The organism is Halomonas sp. RT37 (assembly GCF_040070525.1).
Lineage (GTDB): Bacteria > Pseudomonadota > Gammaproteobacteria > Pseudomonadales > Halomonadaceae > Halomonas > Halomonas litopenaei.
Window position 1 is genome coordinate 359778 of record NZ_CP098827.1, and the last position, 17722, is coordinate 377499.

General features: G+C 65.3%; 19 protein-coding genes. 11 read left to right on the plus strand and 8 right to left on the minus strand.

What is annotated here, in order from left to right:
• Positions 1–24: 24 nt before the first annotated feature.
• Positions 25–1080, minus strand: a complete 1056-nt coding sequence (gene hisC, locus NFG58_RS01600; protein WP_045994655.1) for a histidinol-phosphate transaminase — start codon at positions 1078–1080, stop codon at positions 25–27.
• A 136-nt stretch (positions 1081–1216) separates the two neighbouring features.
• On the opposite strand from hisC, the gene NFG58_RS01605 reads away from it, so the two are divergent.
• Together NFG58_RS01605 and NFG58_RS01610 are read left to right on the plus strand one after the other, a co-directional pair.
• The gene (locus NFG58_RS01605; RefSeq protein WP_045994656.1) at positions 1217–2113 is read left to right on the plus strand and encodes an AEC family transporter; all 897 of its coding nucleotides are present in this window, start codon (positions 1217–1219) and stop codon (positions 2111–2113) included.
• 101 nt (positions 2114–2214) lie between these two features.
• Entirely contained in the window at positions 2215–2670 is a 456-nt protein-coding gene (locus tag NFG58_RS01610; RefSeq protein ID WP_348827460.1) for a copper resistance protein NlpE N-terminal domain-containing protein, read from the plus strand.
• Positions 2671–2821: 151 nt separating this feature from the next.
• Here NFG58_RS01610 and NFG58_RS01615 read toward each other — a convergent pair whose 3' ends face one another.
• The gene (locus NFG58_RS01615) at positions 2822–3547 is read right to left on the minus strand and encodes a PspA/IM30 family protein (protein WP_124805028.1); all 726 of its coding nucleotides are present in this window, start codon (positions 3545–3547) and stop codon (positions 2822–2824) included.
• 5 nt (positions 3548–3552) lie between these two features.
• The gene (locus tag NFG58_RS01620) at positions 3553–3822 is read right to left on the minus strand and encodes a YiaA/YiaB family inner membrane protein (protein ID WP_045994659.1); all 270 of its coding nucleotides are present in this window, start codon (positions 3820–3822) and stop codon (positions 3553–3555) included.
• Positions 3823–4012: 190 nt separating this feature from the next.
• On the opposite strand from NFG58_RS01620, the gene NFG58_RS01625 reads away from it, so the two are divergent.
• The 4 genes from NFG58_RS01625 (at position 4013) to mnmH (ending at position 8504) form a co-directional block, all read left to right on the plus strand.
• Positions 4013–4789 carry a helix-turn-helix transcriptional regulator gene (locus NFG58_RS01625; protein ID WP_213230837.1) on the plus strand — a complete coding sequence of 259 codons (777 nt, stop codon included), beginning with the start codon at positions 4013–4015 and terminating at the stop codon, positions 4787–4789.
• A 46-nt stretch (positions 4790–4835) separates the two neighbouring features.
• Positions 4836–6212, plus strand: coding sequence for a DNA repair protein RadA (radA, locus tag NFG58_RS01630; RefSeq protein WP_348827461.1), 1377 nt, complete (start codon positions 4836–4838; stop codon positions 6210–6212).
• Positions 6213–6363: 151 nt separating this feature from the next.
• Positions 6364–7401: a selenide, water dikinase SelD gene (gene selD, locus NFG58_RS01635; protein ID WP_045994662.1), complete on the plus strand. Its 1038-nt coding sequence runs from the start codon at positions 6364–6366 to the stop codon at positions 7399–7401.
• Entirely contained in the window at positions 7398–8504 is a 1107-nt protein-coding gene (gene mnmH, locus NFG58_RS01640) for a tRNA 2-selenouridine(34) synthase MnmH (RefSeq protein ID WP_348815194.1), read from the plus strand. The genes selD and mnmH overlap by 4 nt, the downstream gene beginning before the upstream one ends.
• On the opposite strand, the gene NFG58_RS01645 is transcribed toward mnmH, so the two are convergent.
• On the minus strand, positions 8501–9190 hold the full coding sequence (locus NFG58_RS01645; RefSeq protein WP_108131591.1) for a type 1 glutamine amidotransferase: 690 nt from the start codon (positions 9188–9190) through the stop codon (positions 8501–8503). The two genes, mnmH and NFG58_RS01645, sit on opposite strands and share 4 nt — an antisense overlap.
• A gap of 71 nt (positions 9191–9261) precedes the next feature.
• On the opposite strand from NFG58_RS01645, the gene NFG58_RS01650 reads away from it, so the two are divergent.
• Together NFG58_RS01650 and NFG58_RS01655 are read left to right on the plus strand one after the other, a co-directional pair.
• The gene (locus NFG58_RS01650) at positions 9262–9555 is read left to right on the plus strand and encodes an MGMT family protein (RefSeq protein ID WP_045994664.1); all 294 of its coding nucleotides are present in this window, start codon (positions 9262–9264) and stop codon (positions 9553–9555) included.
• A 124-nt stretch (positions 9556–9679) separates the two neighbouring features.
• Positions 9680–10264, plus strand: a complete 585-nt coding sequence (locus NFG58_RS01655; protein ID WP_348827462.1) for a YjaG family protein — start codon at positions 9680–9682, stop codon at positions 10262–10264.
• A 108-nt stretch (positions 10265–10372) separates the two neighbouring features.
• Here the strand turns inward: NFG58_RS01655 and hisF are convergent, their stop codons facing one another.
• From hisF to hisB, 4 genes are all read right to left on the minus strand, one after another.
• On the minus strand, positions 10373–11146 hold the full coding sequence (gene hisF / locus NFG58_RS01660) for an imidazole glycerol phosphate synthase subunit HisF (protein WP_045994666.1): 774 nt from the start codon (positions 11144–11146) through the stop codon (positions 10373–10375).
• A gap of 9 nt (positions 11147–11155) precedes the next feature.
• The gene (gene hisA, locus NFG58_RS01665; protein ID WP_108131090.1) at positions 11156–11896 is read right to left on the minus strand and encodes a 1-(5-phosphoribosyl)-5-[(5-phosphoribosylamino)methylideneamino]imidazole-4-carboxamide isomerase; all 741 of its coding nucleotides are present in this window, start codon (positions 11894–11896) and stop codon (positions 11156–11158) included.
• A 134-nt stretch (positions 11897–12030) separates the two neighbouring features.
• The gene (gene hisH / locus NFG58_RS01670; protein ID WP_124805026.1) at positions 12031–12672 is read right to left on the minus strand and encodes an imidazole glycerol phosphate synthase subunit HisH; all 642 of its coding nucleotides are present in this window, start codon (positions 12670–12672) and stop codon (positions 12031–12033) included.
• Positions 12673–12772: 100 nt separating this feature from the next.
• Complete coding sequence (gene hisB / locus NFG58_RS01675) at positions 12773–13366, minus strand: imidazoleglycerol-phosphate dehydratase HisB (protein ID WP_045994669.1); 594 nt, start codon at positions 13364–13366, stop codon at positions 12773–12775.
• A 173-nt stretch (positions 13367–13539) separates the two neighbouring features.
• Between hisB and NFG58_RS01680 the strand changes: the two genes are divergently transcribed.
• From NFG58_RS01680 to mutY, 3 genes are all read left to right on the plus strand, one after another.
• A complete protein-coding gene (locus NFG58_RS01680; RefSeq protein WP_045994670.1) occupies positions 13540–13989 on the plus strand; it encodes an acetyl-CoA sensor PanZ family protein in 450 nt (149 codons plus the stop codon).
• A complete protein-coding gene (locus tag NFG58_RS01685) occupies positions 13986–16346 on the plus strand; it encodes an AsmA family protein (RefSeq protein WP_348827463.1) in 2361 nt (786 codons plus the stop codon). The genes NFG58_RS01680 and NFG58_RS01685 overlap by 4 nt, the downstream gene beginning before the upstream one ends.
• 154 nt (positions 16347–16500) lie before the next feature.
• Positions 16501–17559 (plus strand): A/G-specific adenine glycosylase, encoded by a 1059-nt coding sequence (gene mutY, locus NFG58_RS01690; protein WP_348827464.1) that lies wholly within the window; start codon positions 16501–16503, stop codon positions 17557–17559.
• Positions 17560–17722: the final 163 nt, after the last annotated feature.

Sequence of the window (17722 nt, forward strand, 5' to 3'; positions counted from 1 at the left end):
CCGCGCGGCGCCCGATGTTGTGTCCTAGCGACAGAGGTCGCTGAGCACCTCGATCAGCGAGTCCATCTCGTCATCGGTGCCGATGGAGATACGCAGATGATCGCGCAGCGTCTCGGTATTGAAGTGGCGTACCAGGATGCCGCGCTCGCGCAGACCGACGAAAAGCTGGGCTGCGTCGTGCTTGGGGTGTGACGCCAGCACGAAGTTGGTCTGTGACGGCAGCACCTCGAAGCCCAGGTCATCGAGACGCTGGCGAGTACGTTCGCGTGTGGTGATCACCGCCTGACGCGTGGCCTCGAAGTAGTCGCTGTCTTCCAGTGCGGCGATGCCGATGGCGCTGGCCAGGGCGTCCACCGGGTAGGAGTTGAAGGAGTCCTTCACCCGGGTCAGACCCTCGATCAACTCCGGTGAGCCCACCGCATACCCAAGGCGAAGCCCTGCCAGGCTGCGCGACTTGGAGAAGGTGCCGGTCACCAGCAGGTTGGGGTAGCGCTCGACCAGGGGGACAGCGCTCTCGCCACCAAAGTCCACGTAGGCTTCGTCCACCAGCACCACGCGGTCGGTGACCTTGTCGAGCAAGGCCGCGATGGCCTCGCGGCCATGGCCGTGACCGGTGGGGGCATTGGGGTTGGCAAAGATCACGCCGCCGCTGTCGCTGGCCAGGGCGTCCAGGTCGACACGCCACTGATCGTCCAGCGCGAAACGCTGGCTGTCGATGTCGTACATGCGGCAGTAGACCGGATAGAAGCTGTAGGAGATATCCGGCATCGCCAGCGGCTTGTCCTGGCGGAAGAATGCCTGGAAGGCCAGCGCCAGCACCTCGTCGGAGCCATTGCCGGCGAAGACGTTGGCGGAGGTCGTGCCGAGGGCCTGTGCCAGCGCCTCACGCAGGGCGCTCGAGGTGGGGTCCGGGTAGCGCCGCAGATGATCCGCCGAGAACTCGCGCAGGACCCGTTCCACGCCAGGCGCGGGCGGGTAGGGGTTCTCGTTGGTGTTGAGCTTGATCAGCTTCTCGCGGGGCTGTTCGCCCGGCACGTAGGGGGTCAATTCCCGAACGTTGGGACTCCACAACTGGCTCATGGTCTCTCGCTTGGCAGGCTTGGCAGAATCGAAGGCTTGATTACCACTTTGGTCATGGTGACCGCTGCCAGGGCCCTGCGCAAGTCGCTGACGTGCTAGGCTGCGAGCGCTGACCGTTTGCCGCCTAAGAGACTCCATGACCGCTCAGATCCTCGCCACTCTGCTACCGGTATTTCTGATTTCGGGGGCCGGTACCCTCTATGGCAAGTTGCGCTCTCCCGACATCCGTAGCCTCAACACCCTCAACATGGAGCTGTTCGTGCCCATGCTGGTATTTGTGGTGCTGGCCGACCGCCAGGCGCCGCTTGAGGACTACGCCTGGCTGGCGTTGGCCGGCGCCGTGGTGGTAGTGGGGTCGGGGCTGCTGGTATGGCCGGTGGTGAAGTGGCTCAGGCTCGAGCCGAAGACCTTTGTGCCGCCGATGATGTTCAACAATTCCGGCAACATGGGCATCCCGCTTCTGATCCTGGCCTTCGGCGAGCAGGCGCTGCCGGCGGCAGTGGTGCTGTTCATCGTCGAAATGCTGCTGCACTTCTCGCTGGGACTGAAGATGCTCAGTCCCCATACGCCGTTGTGGCGCCTTTTGCGCATGCCCATCGTGCTGGCGAGCCTCGCTGGCCTGGCGGTCAATCTGTCCGGGCTTTCGCTACCGGGCTGGCTGCTGGAGGCGATGCATATGCTGGGTGGTGTATGCATCCCGCTGTTGCTGTTCGCCCTGGGCGTGCGGATGCTCGACATCGACTTCGGCGACTGGAAGACCGGGCTGCTCGGGGCGGTGCTGTGCCCGCTGTCCGGGTTATTGCTGGCCTGGCCGTTGATCATGCTGCTTGAACTAGAGGGGCTCAAGGCCGCGTCGCTGTGGGTGTTCGCTGCCCTGCCGCCGGCGGTGCTCAACTACCTGGTGGCCGAGCAGTATCGCCAGCAGCCGCATTCGGTGGCGTCGCTGGTGCTGATCGGCAACCTCGGTAGTCTGATCGTGATGCCGATCGTGCTTGGCCTGGTGTTCGCCCACGTGATGCCTCCGGTGTCGTGAGCCGGCAGCGATACAGGGCTGTGCGCAACGAAGCTGGGAGGTTATGCTGTCGGCAGGCTGCCGATTCGTCGGTTCCATGCTCAATGGTTAGGAGGACTAATATGCAACTCAGGACTTTGCTGGCGGGATCCGCCATGCTCGCCCTTTTGGCCGGCTGTGCGAGTGGCCCCAGCGACGAGGGATCCGGTGGTGAAGCCATCCAGGCGACCTCGGCGACCTACCAGGGGACCCTGCCGTGCCGTAACTGCGACGGCATCGCCCTGACGGTTACCATGGAAGGTGAAGACCAGAGCGCCCCGGCGCAGCGCACCTTCGATCTGACCGCGGCCTACCAGAACCATCCCCAGAATCCGCCGAACGAGAACTACTCCGGCAAGTGGGATGTGCTGACCGGTACCGCCGACAATCCGGAGGCCACCGTCTACGAACTGGTCCCCAACGGTGAAGGCCAGACCTACTACTTCATGCGCGTCAATCCGCAGACTCTGGAGCTGATCGACCCCCAGCGTCGTCGCTTCCAGAACAACGACATGCTGCAGCTGACCCGCCAGCAGTAAGTCGCACGACATGCAAGTGTCGAACACAAAGGGCGGCCCCAGGTGGGCCGCCCTTTGGCGTCTTGACGTGATGGTATTGTGCCGACAGGCCCGCTCGGCACCGCCTGGAGCTGTTTCGAAGCGCTGGCGGTGCTCGCGCTGATCGCAGGGCTCATGCCCCACTGGGCGATTCGCCTGGAACGGCAGCCGCGCTCCCTTGGGCCTTCAGCCGGGCAAGCACACTCCTGGCGTCCATCGATCCCTCGAGGATACCCGACGTCCTGAGGCGTCGATCCAGATCCTGGCCGCTGGCCTCTTCATCCAGCTCCTTGAGGGCCGTCGTGACCTCTGCCTGGTGTTGCTGGGACGTGCGGATGCGTTCGTAGCTGGTTGCAATTTCGTCCATGTGTCGCTGGAGCCCGGTACTGCAAGCGCCCAGCTTCCGCCCAAGGCCAGCATTGCCGCTTCGCGCCTTGGCCAGTTTCATTTCGCGCTGGTAGTGGCGCAGTGACTGAGCCGCTTGCCCGAGCTCCTCGCGCAGGGTCTGTTCCTGTCGCGACAAGGCCTCGGCGTGCTGTCGCTGTGAGGTCAATTGGCTTTCGACCTCGGCGATGCGGCTGGCCACGGCCAAGGCCAGTGCTTCATCGTCCTGTTCGAGGGCCGCGCGAGCCTGGTGCTCTCTGGCTTCGAGCTGCTCGGCCAGTTGCTGGTTGTGGCGCTCGAGCTGTCTGCGTTCGGCGATCAGGCCAGCGAGATCGAGGCGTGCCTGGTGCAAGGCCTGCTCGGCCTCACGGATCTCCTGGGCCATGATCCGCAATGCGTTGGCATCCACCAGCTTCTCTACCGGTTCGTGAGCTGTCGCCCGAACCAGGGTGTGCAGTTTCGTCCAAAGTGACATGGTGGCTACTCCGTGTATTCCTTGAGAAGTTGCTGGGTGCGGGCCTCGGAGATGCGGTTGTGGAAGCGCCGGCTCTCGTGGTCATCGCGCAGGGTCTTTGACAGGGTGATGGTGGTGGAGACCAGAAACAGTGAACACACGCCGAGATAGCCTTTGACCAGCAGGTCGATGGGCGCCATCACGATACCGACCGCCATGGCGGCCAGCGCGATGGCAAAGGTGACCTTGACGAAGAACAGCCAGCCTGACGAATTGTTGCTCGCTTCATTTTCCATGGAGATCTCCTGCTTACTGGGTGGTGGAGCCGACATCGCCTACAGGGTGTGGCGAGCGCGGCGTCGATGGCACTATGGCGAGGTCGGGGCGCGGTACGCCAGCAGGATCCGGAAGGTAGCGAGTCGATGGCCCCTGGGTCGCGTATTCTGCTACCTTGGCCGAGGCTTTCGGCGATGAGGGGTGTGAGTCATGGCGCAGACGGTGGCGATTGTGGATGCGCTCAAGGCGGCGCTGCGGGCCAATGGCGTCACCTATCAGCAGGTGGCGGCGGCGCTTGGCCTGTCCGAGGCCAGCGTCAAGCGGCTGTTCGCCGAGCGCCAGTTTTCGCTGCAGCGCCTGGATCAGGTGTGTGCCCTGGTCGGTCTCGAGATCACAGACCTTGTACGCCAGCTGGAGCCCCAGGCGCTGGTCGACGCGATCGCCCCTGAGCTTGAGCAGGAGCTGGTCTCTGACATGTCGCTGCTGCTGGTGGCCTTCTGTGCGCTTAATCGCTGGCGCTTTGAAGATATCTGTGCGACCTATTCGCTCGGCGAGCCTCAGGTGATAACGCACCTGGTGCGGCTCGATCGTATGGGATTGATCGAGCTGCTGCCGGGCAATCGCATCAAGCTGCTGATCAGCTATGACTTCCAGTGGCAGCCGCAAGGGCCTATCCAGCGCTTCTTCGAGTCCCGGGTCCAGGAGGATTTCCTGGCGTGTCGCTTCGATCGCCCGGGCGAGATAAGACTGTTCGTCAATGGCATGCTGTCGGTGCGCTCCAATGAGGTGATGCAGCAGAAGCTTCGGCGGCTGGCGCTGGACCTTCGCCACTGTCATCAGGAAGATCTGTCGCTGCCGCTCGAGCAGCGCTTTGGTGTCAGCCTGATGATCGCCATGCGTCCCTGGGAGATGGAGGTGTTTCGCCGCTACCGCCGTGTCGAGGACGACAAGTGCTACCCGGGACACGGCGGTAAGCCGCAGTGTTGACCATCGCTGACGAACGAACCCGATTGAACCGATAGAGAGAGGATTCATGGCCAAGGCCAAGAGCGCCTTCGTGTGCACCGAGTGCGGTGCCGAGTACCGCAAATGGCAGGGGCAGTGTTCCAGCTGCCAGGAGTGGAACACCCTGACCGAGGTGCGTCTGTCCTCGCCTGCCAGAAGCGGGTCGAGCGCTGGCGCGACGGCGCGCGGTGGCTACGCCGGCAGCCTGTCGCGTGAGGTGGTGGATCTGGCCAACGTGGATCTGTCGGAGGTGCCGCGGTTGTCGTCGACCTTTGCCGAGTTCGACCGCGTACTCGGTGGCGGTCTGGTGCCGGGCTCCGCGGTGCTGCTGGGCGGCCACCCCGGGGCCGGCAAGTCCACCTTGCTGCTGCAGACCGCCTGCAAGCTGGCTCAGGAGCGCAGCGTACTCTACGTCACCGGCGAGGAGTCGCTGTCCCAGGTGGCGATGCGCGCCCACCGCCTGCAGTTGCCGACCCAGGGACTCAAGATGCTGGCGGAGACCAGCGTCGAGACCATCCTGGCGGTGGCCGAGCGCGAGCGCCCCGAGGTGCTGGTGATCGACTCGATCCAGACCATGCATCTGGAGGACATCTCGTCGGCGCCGGGTGGTGTGGCCCAGGTACGCGAATCCGCGGCGGCACTAACCCGTTTCGCCAAGCAGTCCAGCACGGTGCTGCTGCTGGTCGGCCACGTCACCAAGGACGGCAGCCTGGCCGGGCCCAAGGTGCTCGAGCACATGATCGACGCCTCCCTGTTGCTGGAAGGCGGCGCCGATTCCCGCTTCCGTACCCTGCGCGGCCAGAAGAACCGCTTCGGTGCGGTCAACGAGCTGGGCGTCTTCGCCATGCTGGAACACGGCATGAAGGAGGTGAAGAACCCCAGCGCGATCTTCCTTTCGCGTCAGCAGGAGCAGGCCTCCGGCAGCCTGGTGATGGTGGTGTGGGAAGGCACCCGGCCGATCCTGGTGGAGGTGCAGGCGCTGCTCGACGAGTCGGCGCTGGGCAATCCGCGCCGCGTCGCCGTGGGCTTGGACGCCAATCGCCTGTCGATGCTGCTGGCGGTGCTGCACCGTCACGGTGGCCTGTTTACCGGCGACCAGGACGTCTTTCTCAACGTCGTCGGCGGGGTCAAGGTGCTGGAGACCAGTGCCGACCTGGCGGTATTGCTGGCGGTGGTGTCGAGCCTGCAGGGCAGGGCACTGCCGCGCGAGCTGGTGGTATTCGGCGAGGTTGGCCTGTCCGGGGAGATTCGCCCCGTGCCGAGCGGCCAGGAGCGTATCGTCGAGGCCGCCAAGCACGGTTTTACCCGCGCCATCGTGCCCCGGGGTAACGCTCCCAAGAACTCCCCGGCGGGGATGGAGGTGGTGGCGGTGGACAAGCTCGCCGACGCCCTCGAAGTGCTGTAACCCCATCCATGAACTGATCACCAGGGCGCCAGACCATACCCTGATCACAGCCGGTTACCCGGGATGTGATCAGGACGATGGTGACTGCGCCGTGCCGATTCCGCCGGTCCTGCTGGTGTAGAATGGGCCCATCATTGCCAAGGAGACTTCCATGAGCGCCATCCGCTTGACCCAATACAGTCACGGTGCCGGCTGTGGCTGCAAGATCGCCCCCGATGTGCTCGACAGCATCCTGGCCAAGGCCGGTCCGGGAGCGAGCCACTCGAAGATGATCGTCGGCAACCAGGGACGAGAGGACGCCGCCGTCTTCGACCTGGGCGACGGGCGCGGCATGATCAGCACCACCGACTTCTTCATGCCGATCGTCGATGACCCCTTCGACTTCGGCCGCATCGCCGCCACCAACGCCATCAGCGACGTCTACGCCATGGGCGGTGACCCGGTGATGGCGTTGGGCATTCTGGGCTGGCCGCTGGATAAGCTGGGCGCGGACATCGCCGGTGACGTGGTGGCCGGGGCTCAGGCGGTATGTCGTGAGCTGGGTCTGGCGCTGGCGGGCGGCCACTCCATCGATGCCCCGGAGCCGATCTTCGGTCTTGCGGTCAACGGTCTGGTGGAACTCAAGCACCTGAAGCTCAACAAGGGCGCCAAGCCCGGCGATCTGCTGTTTCTGACCAAGCCGCTGGGGGTGGGCATGCTGACCACGGCGGAGAAGCAGGGGCTTCTGGAAAGCGGTCACCATGGCCTGGCGCGGGAAACCATGCTGATCAGCAACCGTATCGGTGCCGCCCTTGCGCGCATCGAAGGGGTGCGTGCGATGACCGACGTCACCGGCTTTGGCCTGGCTGGCCACCTGTCCGAGGTGTGCGCGGCCAGTGGCGTGGCGGCTCGCATCGACTTTCGCCGCCTGCCGCGCCTGGCCGAGGCCGAGGCTTACCGGCGCCAGGGCGCGGTACCCGGCGGCACCCGTCGTAACCGTGACGCCCTGGGGGCCAGCCTGCCGCAGATGGATGAGGCCCACTGGCAGTGGCTGTGTGATCCGCAGACCTCGGGCGGTCTGTTGATCTCGGTACACCCGTCCTGGGAGGACGATGTCGAGCGGGTCGGCCGCGAGTTCGGTATCGAGCTTGCACCCTTCGGCGAGGTCGTCGAGGCCAGCGGTGAGGCGCTGATCGAGGTGCGCGGATGAAGTTGCCGCTGGTCCCGGCGGATCCCGCCCTGCTGGTCGAGGGGCGCACCTTGATCGACGTGCGGGCGCCGGTGGAGTTCGCCCAGGGCAGCCTGCCCGGGGCGGTCAACCTGCCGCTGATGAACAACGAGGAACGCCATCAGGTCGGGATCGCCTACAAGGAGTCCGGCCAGCAGGCCGCCATCGCCCTGGGCGAGCGGCTGGTGTCCGGCGAGATCAAGGCCGCGCGCATCGAAGCCTGGAAGCGTCAGCTCGAGGCGGCCCCGGACGCCATCATCTACTGTTTTCGGGGTGGGCTGCGCTCGCAGATCGCCCAGCGCTGGCTGCTTGAGGCCGGCGTCGAACGACCGCGCATCGAGGGTGGCTGGAAGGCCATGCGCCAGGCGTTGTGCGCACGCATCGATGACGCCGCCGCCCAGCCCATGCTGGTGGTGGGTGGCCTGACCGGCTGCGCCAAGACGTCCATCGTGCAGGCCCTGGACAACGGTCTGGATCTGGAGGGCTGCGCCCGTCACAAGGGCTCGGCCTTCGGCCGCCATCCACTGATCGCCCCCAGCCAGATCGACTTCGAGCACGCAATGGGCCTGCGACTGCTGTCATTGCACGGGCCGCTGGTGCTGGAAGACGAGTCGCGCCACATCGGCGCGGCCAATATACCGCTCGAGTTCTGGCGGGGGATGGAGCCGGCGCCGAGGATCCGCGTCGAGATGCCGCTGGACTGGCGCCTCAACCAGATCCACAAGGACTACATCGACGACCTGTGGACGATCTATCGCAATCAGTTCGGCGAGCGCCTCGGCTGGTCACTGATGCGCAAGCAGTTGTCGACGGCGCTGGGGCGACTGAAGAAGCGCCTGGGCAGCGCGCGACTGGCCCGCCTGCAGCGGCTGCAGGCGCTGGCCTTCCGCGAGCACGAGGCCGGCAACCGCCAGGCCCATGAGGCCTGGCTGGCGCCTTTGCTTACCGAGTACTATGACCCTATGTACCGCTACCAGCTGGAGAAGCACTCCGAGCGTCGCTTCCTGCATGTCGGTGACTGGGACAGCTGCCTCGAGTTCGCCAAGACCTGGAGCCAGCAGCAGCGGGACGCGGTGGCGAATTAGACGTCCGGTGCCGTGCGCAGCCACTGGCTCAGCAGGCGATCCAGCAGCGGCGCCAGGGTATCCAGTCGCCGTGCCTCGGCAAGAATCGTTTCTGGCGACTGGGTCCTGGGGCTTGCGTCGGCGCCTTGCGGCAACGGCATCGTCTCGAGAAAGGCCGTCAGGCTCTCCTGGTGATGATGCAGGTGGCAGGCCAGGCCAACCACCCGGCCGGCGTCCCAGGCGAAGCCGAGCACCGGGCTTGTCGGCGTGCCGCCCAGCGGCAGGGCGTCATCGGGTAGTCCGAACACCTGGCGATGCCACAGCAGGGCGGGGAAGTCGTCGGGCAGGTCGAAGGGGCTGTCGTCGGCCAGGCTGACGGTCTGCCAGCCGGCTTCGGCCTGGGTGCCACGGCCCACTGGAGCGTCCAGCGCTTCGGCGATGCGCCGGGCGCCGGCGCCGAGCCCGAGCAGCGGCTTGTGGCCGTCGAGCATCTGGTCGATCAGCTTGCGTTCGGCCTTGAGCCAGGGTGCCTGGTCGCGGTCCTCGAGATCGTCGAGGATGATCAGGGCGTCGCAGTCCCCGGGGCGCGGCACCAGCTCACCGTCGTAGAGGTGGAAGACGGTGAAGCTGTGGCCCATGCTGGCAAGCCAGTCGCCGATGCGTGCGGGGCCCAGGTCAGGATGGTGCTTGAGCAGATGAAGGTGCATGGGGGCCTCGCTCAGATTGAGGGTGGGCGGCGCCATCCCTCGATGAAAATGCAACCAGAACGAAAGGTTACATGAATCCGGACGTCCGAGAACAGATTCTTACCATCATCAGCGAGATTCCTTCGGGGCGGGTGACCAGCTACGGACGCATCGCTGCCATGACCGATGGGGCCAGCGCACGCATGGTCGCGCGGGCGCTGCGCGATCTGCCGTCGGGGCATGAGCTTCCCTGGTTCAGGGTGGTGACGGCCTCGCGCAAGCTCGCCGACCATGGTGGAGCCGACGAGCAGCGCAAGCGTCTGATCGATGAAGGTGTGGCCTTCGATGAGCGTGGACGGATCGCCCAGGAGCGCTTCTGGCCTTGAGTCGCCCAGTCCGCTTTCGGCCATCGCCGTTTTCCCGACATTCGACACGCGACCCTCGACTCTCGCCCCTTGAACCTTGAATAAAGGGACCGGCAGCCCGTTTATTGCCAGCACAGGAGCCATCATGGCAAAGCCAGGATTTCACCAGCGCCTGCAGGCGCTGTCTCTACGTCAGCAACAGGCCTTCATGGCCGCGTTGACCGAGCGCATGCTGCCCAACTATGCGCTCTACGCCGATACCAGCGGTCACGGGGACCTGGCCGGCATGAGGGCGATCCTCGACCTGGTGTGGGAGCAGTTGACGGTCAAGGATGCCAAGATCGACTTCGATCTCCAGGCCGAAAAGCTCGGCGAACTGGAGCCACCCCAGCAGGACGACAGCTTCGGCGCTCGTCGTGCCCTCGATGCGGTGGTCGCGCTATCGGCGATCCTCGACACCTTGAGGGGCGATGCGCCGGACGCGGTGCTTGAGGTCAGCAAGGTCTCGAAGGCAGCGGTGCGCTCCTTTATCGAGCTGACCGAGGGAGAAGACGATGCCGAAAAGCTCGCCCAACTGGTCAAGCAGCACCCGCTGATGGAAGACGAGAACGACTTTCAGGATGCGGCGCTGGAGGCGGCGGAGGAAGAGCCGAGCAAGAAGCACGTCAAGGCGTTGAGAAAGCTTGGACGCAACGGTGGTGTCAGCAATCTGGGGCTGACCCTGGACTGAGGTCGGTTTCAGTCCGTACAAACGACCACCCCCGCCGGGTTGCCCGGGCGGGGGTGGTTGGTTGCTGGCTCTGCAAGCCCTGGCTGAAGAGCCAGCCAAAGGCGTCGGTCAGAGGCGCATGGTGATGCCCTTGTCGGCCATATAGCGCTTGGCCTCGGGGATGGTGTACTCGGCGAAGTGGAAGATGCTGGCCGCCAGCACCGCATCGGCGTGGCCTTCGGTCACGCCCTCGACCAGATGGTCGAGGTTGCCGACACCGCCGGAGGCGATGACCGGCACCGCCACCGCATCGCTGATGGCGCGGGTGACGCCCAGGTCGAAGCCGGCCTTGGTGCCGTCGCGGTCCATGCTGGTCAACAGCAGTTCGCCGGCGCCGTACTCGACCATCTTCTTGGCCCATTCCACCGCGTCGAGCCCGGTGGGGCGACGGCCGCCGTGAGTGAAGATCTCCCAGCGAGGGGCTTCGCCTTCCTCGCTGACGCGCTTGGCGTCGATCGCCACCACGATGCACTGGCTACCGAAGCGCTCGGCGGCTTCACGTACGAACTCAGGGTTGGTCACCGCTGCGGTATTGATCGAGACCTTGTCGGCGCCGGCGTTGAGCATGGTGCGGATATCGTCGCAGGTGCGGATGCCGCCGCCTACCGTCAGCGGGATGAACACTTCGCCGGCGATGCGCTCAACCATCTCCACCGTGGTGTCGCGGTCCTCGTGGCTGGCGGTGATGTCGAGAAAGGTGATCTCGTCGGCGCCCTGCTGGTTGTAGCGCTGCGCCACCTCCACCGGGTCGCCGGCGTCACGGATGCCGACGAAGTTGACACCCTTGACCACTCGGCCGGCGTCGACGTCGAGACACGGGATGATGCGTTTGGAAAGAGCCATGGAGCCTCCTCAGCCTTGGGTCAGTTCGTCGCACAGGCGCTGCCCTTCGGCGACGTCCAGGCTGCCTTCGTAGATGGCGCGTCCGGTGATGGCGCCGAGAATGCCCGGCTCGCCAGCCGCCACCAGGGCGCGCAGGTCATCGAGGTTGGTCACGCCGCCGGAGGCGATGACCGGAATGCCACCGTCCCGGGCCAGGGCTGCCGTGGCCTCGACGTTGACGCCGTTCATCATGCCGTCGCGAGCGATATCGGTGTAGACGATGCTGGAGACGCCGTCGTCGGCAAAGCGCTTGGCCAGATCCACCGCCATCACCTCGGACACCTCGGCCCAGCCGTCGGTGGCCACGCGGCCATCATGGGCGTCGAGGCCGACGATGATATGGCCGGGGAAGGCGCGACACATTTCGGTCACGAAGTCAGGCTCCTTGACCGCCTTGGTGCCGATGATCACCTGGGAGACGCCGGCCTTGAGGTAGTGCTCGATGGTCTCGGCGCTGCGAATGCCGCCACCGATCTGGATCGGCAGGTCGGGGTACTGGCGGGCAATGGCGGTCACCGCCTCGCCGTTGACCGGACGCCCCTCGAAGGCGCCGTTGAGGTCGACCAGATGCAGGCGCCGTGCGCCGGCCTCGACCCAGCGAGCGGCCATGGCGACGGGGTCGTCGCCATAGGTGGTGGCCTCGTCCATGCGGCCTTGCTTGAGACGAACGCACTGTCCGTCCTTGAGATCGATGGCGGGAATTACCAGCATGTTGTGTCCTCGGGGTGCCTTTTCAGGGGCGTGCCAGTGTGATCGATGCAGGCAGGGCGTGGGCCGTGCCGGTGCAGATGTCGGGCGGCGGCCAGGGCAAGCGAGCGCCTGCCCGTCCGGCGCTCAGGTCTGGGTCAGGGGTTCCACTGGACAAAGTTCTCGAGCAGCCTGAGGCCGGCACGAGCGCTCTTTTCCGGGTGGAACTGCACCGCAAAGGTGGCGTCACGACCCACCGCCACATGGGCGCTGACGCTGCCGTAGTCGGTGGTGCCGAAGACCTCGGCGTCATGCTCGGCGGCCACATAGTAGCTATGCACAAAGTAGAAGTGCGAGCCGGGCTCGATACCCTCCCACAGCGGGTGGGCGTTGGGCTGCGCCACCAGGTTCCAGCCCATGTGCGGGACCTTCAGGCGAGCGCCGTCACTGTCCTTCATGTCCAGCGGAAACCGCTTCACCTGACCGGCGAGGTGGCCCAGGCAGTCGATGCCGCCGTTCTCGTCGCTGTGGTCCATCAGCATCTGCTGACCCACACAGATGCCCAGCAGCGGCTTGGACTGGCTGGCCAGCAGCTCGCGAACCAGGCCGCTGAGCTCGGTACGCTCCAGTTCGCCCATGCAGTCGCGGATGGCGCCCTGTCCCGGTAGCACGACACGGGTCGCGCCCTGGATCGAACGAGCGTCGCGGGTCACCAGCACGTTCTCGTGGGTGACGTGTTCCAGTGCCTTGGCGACGGAATGGAGGTTGCCCATTCCGTAGTCGATGACGGCAATGGTCATGAAGCGCTCCTTGGTGGTTGGCCCGGAGGGGCGCCGCTGCCGGCGACCGCCTCGCTTGGTGTCTTGTCGTCTTGTTGCTGTTGGACCGCAGCCGGCGGCGTTAGAGGCTACCCTTGGTGGAGGGCAGCTTGCCGGCCATGCGGGGGTCCTCGGCGGCGGCCATGCGCAGGGCGCGGCCGAAGGCCTTGAAGATGGTTTCCGCCTGATGGTGGGCATTGAAGCCCTTCAGGTTGTCGATATGCAGCGTGACCTGGGCGTGATTGACGAAGCCCTGAAAGAACTCCCAGAAAAGCTGGGTGTCGAAACGCCCGATGGTGGCGCGGGTGAACTCGACGTTCATGGACAGGCCGGCACGGCCGGAGAAGTCGATGACCACCCGGGACAGTGCCTCGTCCAGCGGCACATAGGCGTGGCCGTAGCGATAGATGCCGCGCTTGTCGCCGATGGCCTGGTTAAACGCCTGTCCCAGGGTGATGCCGAGGTCCTCGACGGTGTGGTGGTCGTCGATGTGCAAATCGCCGTTGACGCTGATGTCCAGGTCGACCATGCCGTGGCGGGCCACCTGGTCGAGCATATGGTCGAGGAAGGGAACCCCGCTTTCACCCTTGAGGTTGCCCTCGCCGTCGAGGTTGAGGGTGACGCTGATCTGGGTTTCCTTGGTGTCACGGCTGACCGTGGCAATACGCTCGGACATGTCGTCTCCTGCGCTCACGCGCATGTCGGAATTGGGGGCCTTGTTTCTAAGGTGGGCCGGTCGCGGTGCGAGGCGCACAAGACAGCCATTATAGTGAATCGGCACCCCCATCCGCTACAATGCAGCCATTCCAGTGGCGGCCGTCGCCGCCCTCCGGCCAAGGGAGACAGCGTATGCCGGTGACCCTCTTTCGCGTCGACCAGGATGTCTGGGACGCCGATGAACAGGTGCGGATCGATCTGACCCGCATTTATGCCGATGCGCCGGAGGAGCGCATCAAGCTCCCGCCGGGAGCCTACGTGACCCGCCAGCTCGAACATGGCTTCTTCTGGGCGGCGCGCTTCAATGATCGCCTGCTCGGTGCTGTCGCCGTCAGTCCTGGTGACGGGCGCTGGCGCATGTTCGACCTCTGTGTTCGCAAGACCACTCGCCGGCGCGGCGTGGGCTCGCGCCTGCTGGCGCTGATCAGCGCTGCCGCCAACCGTGACGGCGTGGCGCTGAGCGTGGCCGGTTCGCAGCTGACCCTGGCCGACCAGATGCTGCTAAAGCGTCTGGGCTATCAGCTGACGCGAAGCGGCGATGATTTCCAACTTGATCTGCCCACCGGAGAAAGCGGCAAATGAAACGACTCGTAAGAACCCTGCTGGCGGTCGTCGGCGTCCTCGCCCTGGTCACGGTGGGCGCGGTGGTCTACGTCACCACCTTCTTCAACCCCGAGGACATGAAGCCGAGGCTGGTGTCCGTGGTGAAGGAGCACACCGGGCTCGAACTGTCGCTGGAAGGCCCATTGGAGTGGTCCTTCTATCCGCGCATTGGTGTCAGCGTGGCCGAGGCCGAAGCGCGCCTGCCGGATCAGGCGGATGACGCCCAGGCCTTTGCTGCCTTCTCCGAGGCCTCGGTCAGCCTGGCGTTCACACCGCTGTTGCGCGGCGAAATCGCCATCGACGGCCTGACCCTGGATGGGCTGTCGCTGAATCTCGAGCGCGACAGTGATGGCACCGGCAATTGGGAGGCGCTGCTCGAACGCCTCGAAAACAGGGCCGATGACGCCGAAAAGGCGCTGGCGCCGGCCAGCGCAGGCCCCAACCCGGATGATGAAGGCGGTCTGTCGGTGGCCCTGAACATCGCCAGCGTCGAGGTGACCAAGGGCCATCTGAGCCTGGTCGATCATCAGGCCGGCCGTGAGTGGCAGGCCGAGAAGCTCACCATCAACGGTAGCAACGTCAATCCGGATACCGCCTTTCCGCTCAGCTCCACCTTCCAGCTGAAGGTGTTCGACCAGCTCGATGGCGGCGGTGAGGGCGAAACAACGGAAGAGCGCACCCCTGGGCTGCAAAGCGATGTCACCCTGGAGAGCGACGTCAATCTGGGTCTCGCCGACAGCCGCCACGTGCTCAGCGACGTGACGCTGGAGACCAGTACTCTGCTGGCCGGTGCCTCGGAACCCCAGGAGGCGACCCTGACCAGCGACGAGGTGGTGCTGAACCTTGGCGAGCAGCGTCTGCACATGGCGCCGAGTCAACTGGACGCCAGCCTGCTGGCACCCCAGTTAGGCGAGAAGCGTGTGGCCATGACGCTTTCGTTCCAGCTGGAGTCGGACTTCGACGCCGGTACCGCCCAGCTGCGCGATATCGCCTTGAGCGGCCCCGATGGTCTGTCGATCAAGGGCAATCTCAACCTGAAGGAGCTGAATTCGGCGCCACGCTATGACGGCCAGGTGCGTCTGGCACCGTTGTCGCTGCGTGCCTGGCTTGCGCGCATGGACGCCATGCCCAGCATGTCCAGCGACGAGGCGCTGTCGGAAGTGGCGCTGACCAGTCCGGTGGAAGGCACCCTCGAGCAGCTCTCGCTCAATGGCCTGACGCTGGTGCTCGATGACAACACCTTCTCCGGTTCCCTCGGCGCACGCTTCGATGGCACCCGGGTCGATCTCGATCTGGAAGGCGACCGCCTCGACGCCGACAGCTATCTGCCGCCGCCCGAGCAGGACACCGCCGCCAACGGCATTCCCGGCATCGCGTCGGCGCTGGCCCAGGACCAGGACGGCGCACCGGCGATCCTGCCGAAAAGCTTTCTGGCCGGGCTGGACGAGAGCGTATCGCTGGCGCTGGGTCAGCTGATCCTGGGCGGCCAGCGCTACCAGGATGTGTCCTTGAGCATGCAGGGCGAGGGTGGCAGGCACCGTCTGACCGGCTTCGAAGCGGGCTTCCATGAAGGTCGGCTTAAGGCCACCGGGGTGCTCGACGCCAGCGGCGATGACCTCGCCTGGCAGCTGGCGCCGGAGGTCGAGGGCGTGCGTCTGGAGTCGTTGCTGACATCGCTTGGGCAGGAGCCCGCCCCGCTCAGCGGCTCGCTGCATGCCAGTGGTGAACTGACCACCCGCGGCAACGCTCGCCATGAGCTGACCCGTAACCTCAACGGCACCCTGGACACGCGGATCAACGAGGGCAGCATTCCCCGCGCCAATATTTCGCGTCAGCTGTGTACCGCCGTGGCGCGCCTCGAAGGCGAGCAGACCACGCGCGAGTGGAGCGAGAACACCCGCTTCGAGAACATCAGCGCGCGCTTCACCATCCGTGACGGCGTCGCCCATAACGACGACCTGCTGATCACCCTGCCGGGTATCGAGGTCAGTGGTGGTGGTCAGCTCGATCTGGGCAGCCAGCGTTTCGATGCCGACGGGGCGGCCCGTTTTGTCGACACCGCCGATGCCGCCTGCAGCGTCAATCGGCGTCTCGAAAAGGTGCCCTTCCCGGTGCGCTGCGAAGGCAGCCTGGAGGGTGACAGCAGCCAGTGGTGCGGCTTTGACGCCGACGCCTTCAAGGCCAATCTGGGCGAGCTGGTCGCCGAAGAGGCCCGCTCCCGCGTCAACGAGGAAGTCGAGGAGCGGCTGGGCAAGGAGCTCGAGCGTCTCGACGAACGCATCGGAGAAGAGGCTGGCAAGGAACTTCGTGACGCCGTCCGTGGTCTATTTAATTGAGCATCAAGCAAGCCAGTCACTGCGCCGACCTCCGTGTCGGCGCTTTTTTTCGTGTCTGACTTTTGAGTGATGATAACTAATTGGTTTTATGAAATATTTATCAGAAGTCTCTGGCCCTGACAGTCGGGTGAAAGGCGACAAGGATAGCGGTCGAGTGTCGCCGCTGCTCAGTACAGAGGTGTTTTCCCGGCGCCTGCTCGACTGGTTCGATGTGCACGGTCGCCACGATCTTCCCTGGCAGCATGATCGTACTGCCTATCGGGTGTGGGTCTCGGAAATCATGCTGCAGCAGACCCAGGTTGCTACCGTCATTCCCTATTTTGAGCGGTTCATGCAGCGCTTTCCTGATGTAAAGGCCCTCGCCGAGGCCAGCCAGGATGAGGTCCTTCATCTGTGGACCGGGTTGGGCTACTACGCCAGAGGCCGGAATCTGCACAAGGCGGCCCGAGTCGTGGTGGAACAGCATGCAGGCGAGTTTCCCACGGACAGCCTCGATGCCATGGCCGCGCTGCCTGGCATTGGCCGCTCGACCGCCGGGGCGATCATCGCCCAGAGCACCGGTAGGCGAGCCGTCATTCTGGATGGCAACGTCAAGCGCGTACTGACGCGCCTGCACGCGCTGGAAGGCTGGCCCGGCCGGCCAGCGGTGGAACGCGAGCTCTGGCACCTGGCCGAGCACTACACGCCGGAACAGCGAGTGGTGGATTTCACCCAGGGCATGATGGACCTTGGGGCGACACTGTGCCGCCGTGGCCAGCCGGACTGCGAGCGCTGCCCGTTCGCCGATGTCTGTGTGGCCCGCGCCCGAGGGGAGCAAAAGCGCTTCCCGGAGTCCAAGCCGAAGAAAGCGATCCCCTTGCGCCATACCCGCATGCTGGTGCTGAGCGACGAGGCCGGGCGCATCCTGCTGGAGCAGCGGCCTTCCCAGGGGCTGTGGGGCGGGCTGTGGGGGCTTCCCCAGTTCGACAGCGACGCCGAGATCGATGCCTGGCTCGATACCCACGCGCCCGGAGCCGAGCGAGACGAGCCTTGGTCGAGCTTCGTCCATGTGTTCAGTCACTTTCGCCTGGAAATCACGCCGGTGCCTGCACGCGGCGGGCGAGTCGATGGCGTCGCCGAGGGGCGGCTGTGGTACGACCCCCAGGCGCCGGAGTCGGTGGGACTTGCCGCACCGGTAAAGAAGCTGCTTGCGTCACTAGCCCCTTTGCCTTGAGCCAGCCGCCTTCGCGTTGACGTCCGTGCTGCCCCCCGCGCTGACCTTAGCGCACAGGGAGCCCGGGACGAGCGCCAGGGCTCTGCAGCAACAGAACGCTTAAGTCTGGGCGGGGCACACTGCTATCCTCGTGCCAGCAGGCCACACCATCGCCAGCAGGCCG

What these genes read in the sequence shown, in the direction of transcription:
- hisC (WP_045994655.1), bottom strand. Translation starts at nt 1,080, where the DNA reads ATGAGCCAGTTGTGGAGTCCCAACGTTCGGGAATTGACCCCCTACGTG.
- NFG58_RS01605 (WP_045994656.1), top strand. Translation starts at nt 1,217, where the DNA reads ATGACCGCTCAGATCCTCGCCACTCTGCTACCGGTATTTCTGATTTCG.
- NFG58_RS01610 (WP_348827460.1), top strand. Translation starts at nt 2,215, where the DNA reads ATGCAACTCAGGACTTTGCTGGCGGGATCCGCCATGCTCGCCCTTTTG.
- NFG58_RS01615 (WP_124805028.1), bottom strand. Translation starts at nt 3,547, where the DNA reads ATGTCACTTTGGACGAAACTGCACACCCTGGTTCGGGCGACAGCTCAC.
- NFG58_RS01620 (WP_045994659.1), bottom strand. Translation starts at nt 3,822, where the DNA reads ATGGAAAATGAAGCGAGCAACAATTCGTCAGGCTGGCTGTTCTTCGTC.
- NFG58_RS01625 (WP_213230837.1), top strand. Translation starts at nt 4,013, where the DNA reads ATGGCGCAGACGGTGGCGATTGTGGATGCGCTCAAGGCGGCGCTGCGG.
- radA (WP_348827461.1), top strand. Translation starts at nt 4,836, where the DNA reads ATGGCCAAGGCCAAGAGCGCCTTCGTGTGCACCGAGTGCGGTGCCGAG.
- selD (WP_045994662.1), top strand. Translation starts at nt 6,364, where the DNA reads ATGAGCGCCATCCGCTTGACCCAATACAGTCACGGTGCCGGCTGTGGC.
- mnmH (WP_348815194.1), top strand. Translation starts at nt 7,398, where the DNA reads ATGAAGTTGCCGCTGGTCCCGGCGGATCCCGCCCTGCTGGTCGAGGGG.
- NFG58_RS01645 (WP_108131591.1), bottom strand. Translation starts at nt 9,190, where the DNA reads ATGCACCTTCATCTGCTCAAGCACCATCCTGACCTGGGCCCCGCACGC.
- NFG58_RS01650 (WP_045994664.1), top strand. Translation starts at nt 9,262, where the DNA reads ATGAATCCGGACGTCCGAGAACAGATTCTTACCATCATCAGCGAGATT.
- NFG58_RS01655 (WP_348827462.1), top strand. Translation starts at nt 9,680, where the DNA reads ATGGCAAAGCCAGGATTTCACCAGCGCCTGCAGGCGCTGTCTCTACGT.
- hisF (WP_045994666.1), bottom strand. Translation starts at nt 11,146, where the DNA reads ATGGCTCTTTCCAAACGCATCATCCCGTGTCTCGACGTCGACGCCGGC.
- hisA (WP_108131090.1), bottom strand. Translation starts at nt 11,896, where the DNA reads ATGCTGGTAATTCCCGCCATCGATCTCAAGGACGGACAGTGCGTTCGT.
- hisH (WP_124805026.1), bottom strand. Translation starts at nt 12,672, where the DNA reads ATGACCATTGCCGTCATCGACTACGGAATGGGCAACCTCCATTCCGTC.
- hisB (WP_045994669.1), bottom strand. Translation starts at nt 13,366, where the DNA reads ATGTCCGAGCGTATTGCCACGGTCAGCCGTGACACCAAGGAAACCCAG.
- NFG58_RS01680 (WP_045994670.1), top strand. Translation starts at nt 13,540, where the DNA reads ATGCCGGTGACCCTCTTTCGCGTCGACCAGGATGTCTGGGACGCCGAT.
- NFG58_RS01685 (WP_348827463.1), top strand. Translation starts at nt 13,986, where the DNA reads ATGAAACGACTCGTAAGAACCCTGCTGGCGGTCGTCGGCGTCCTCGCC.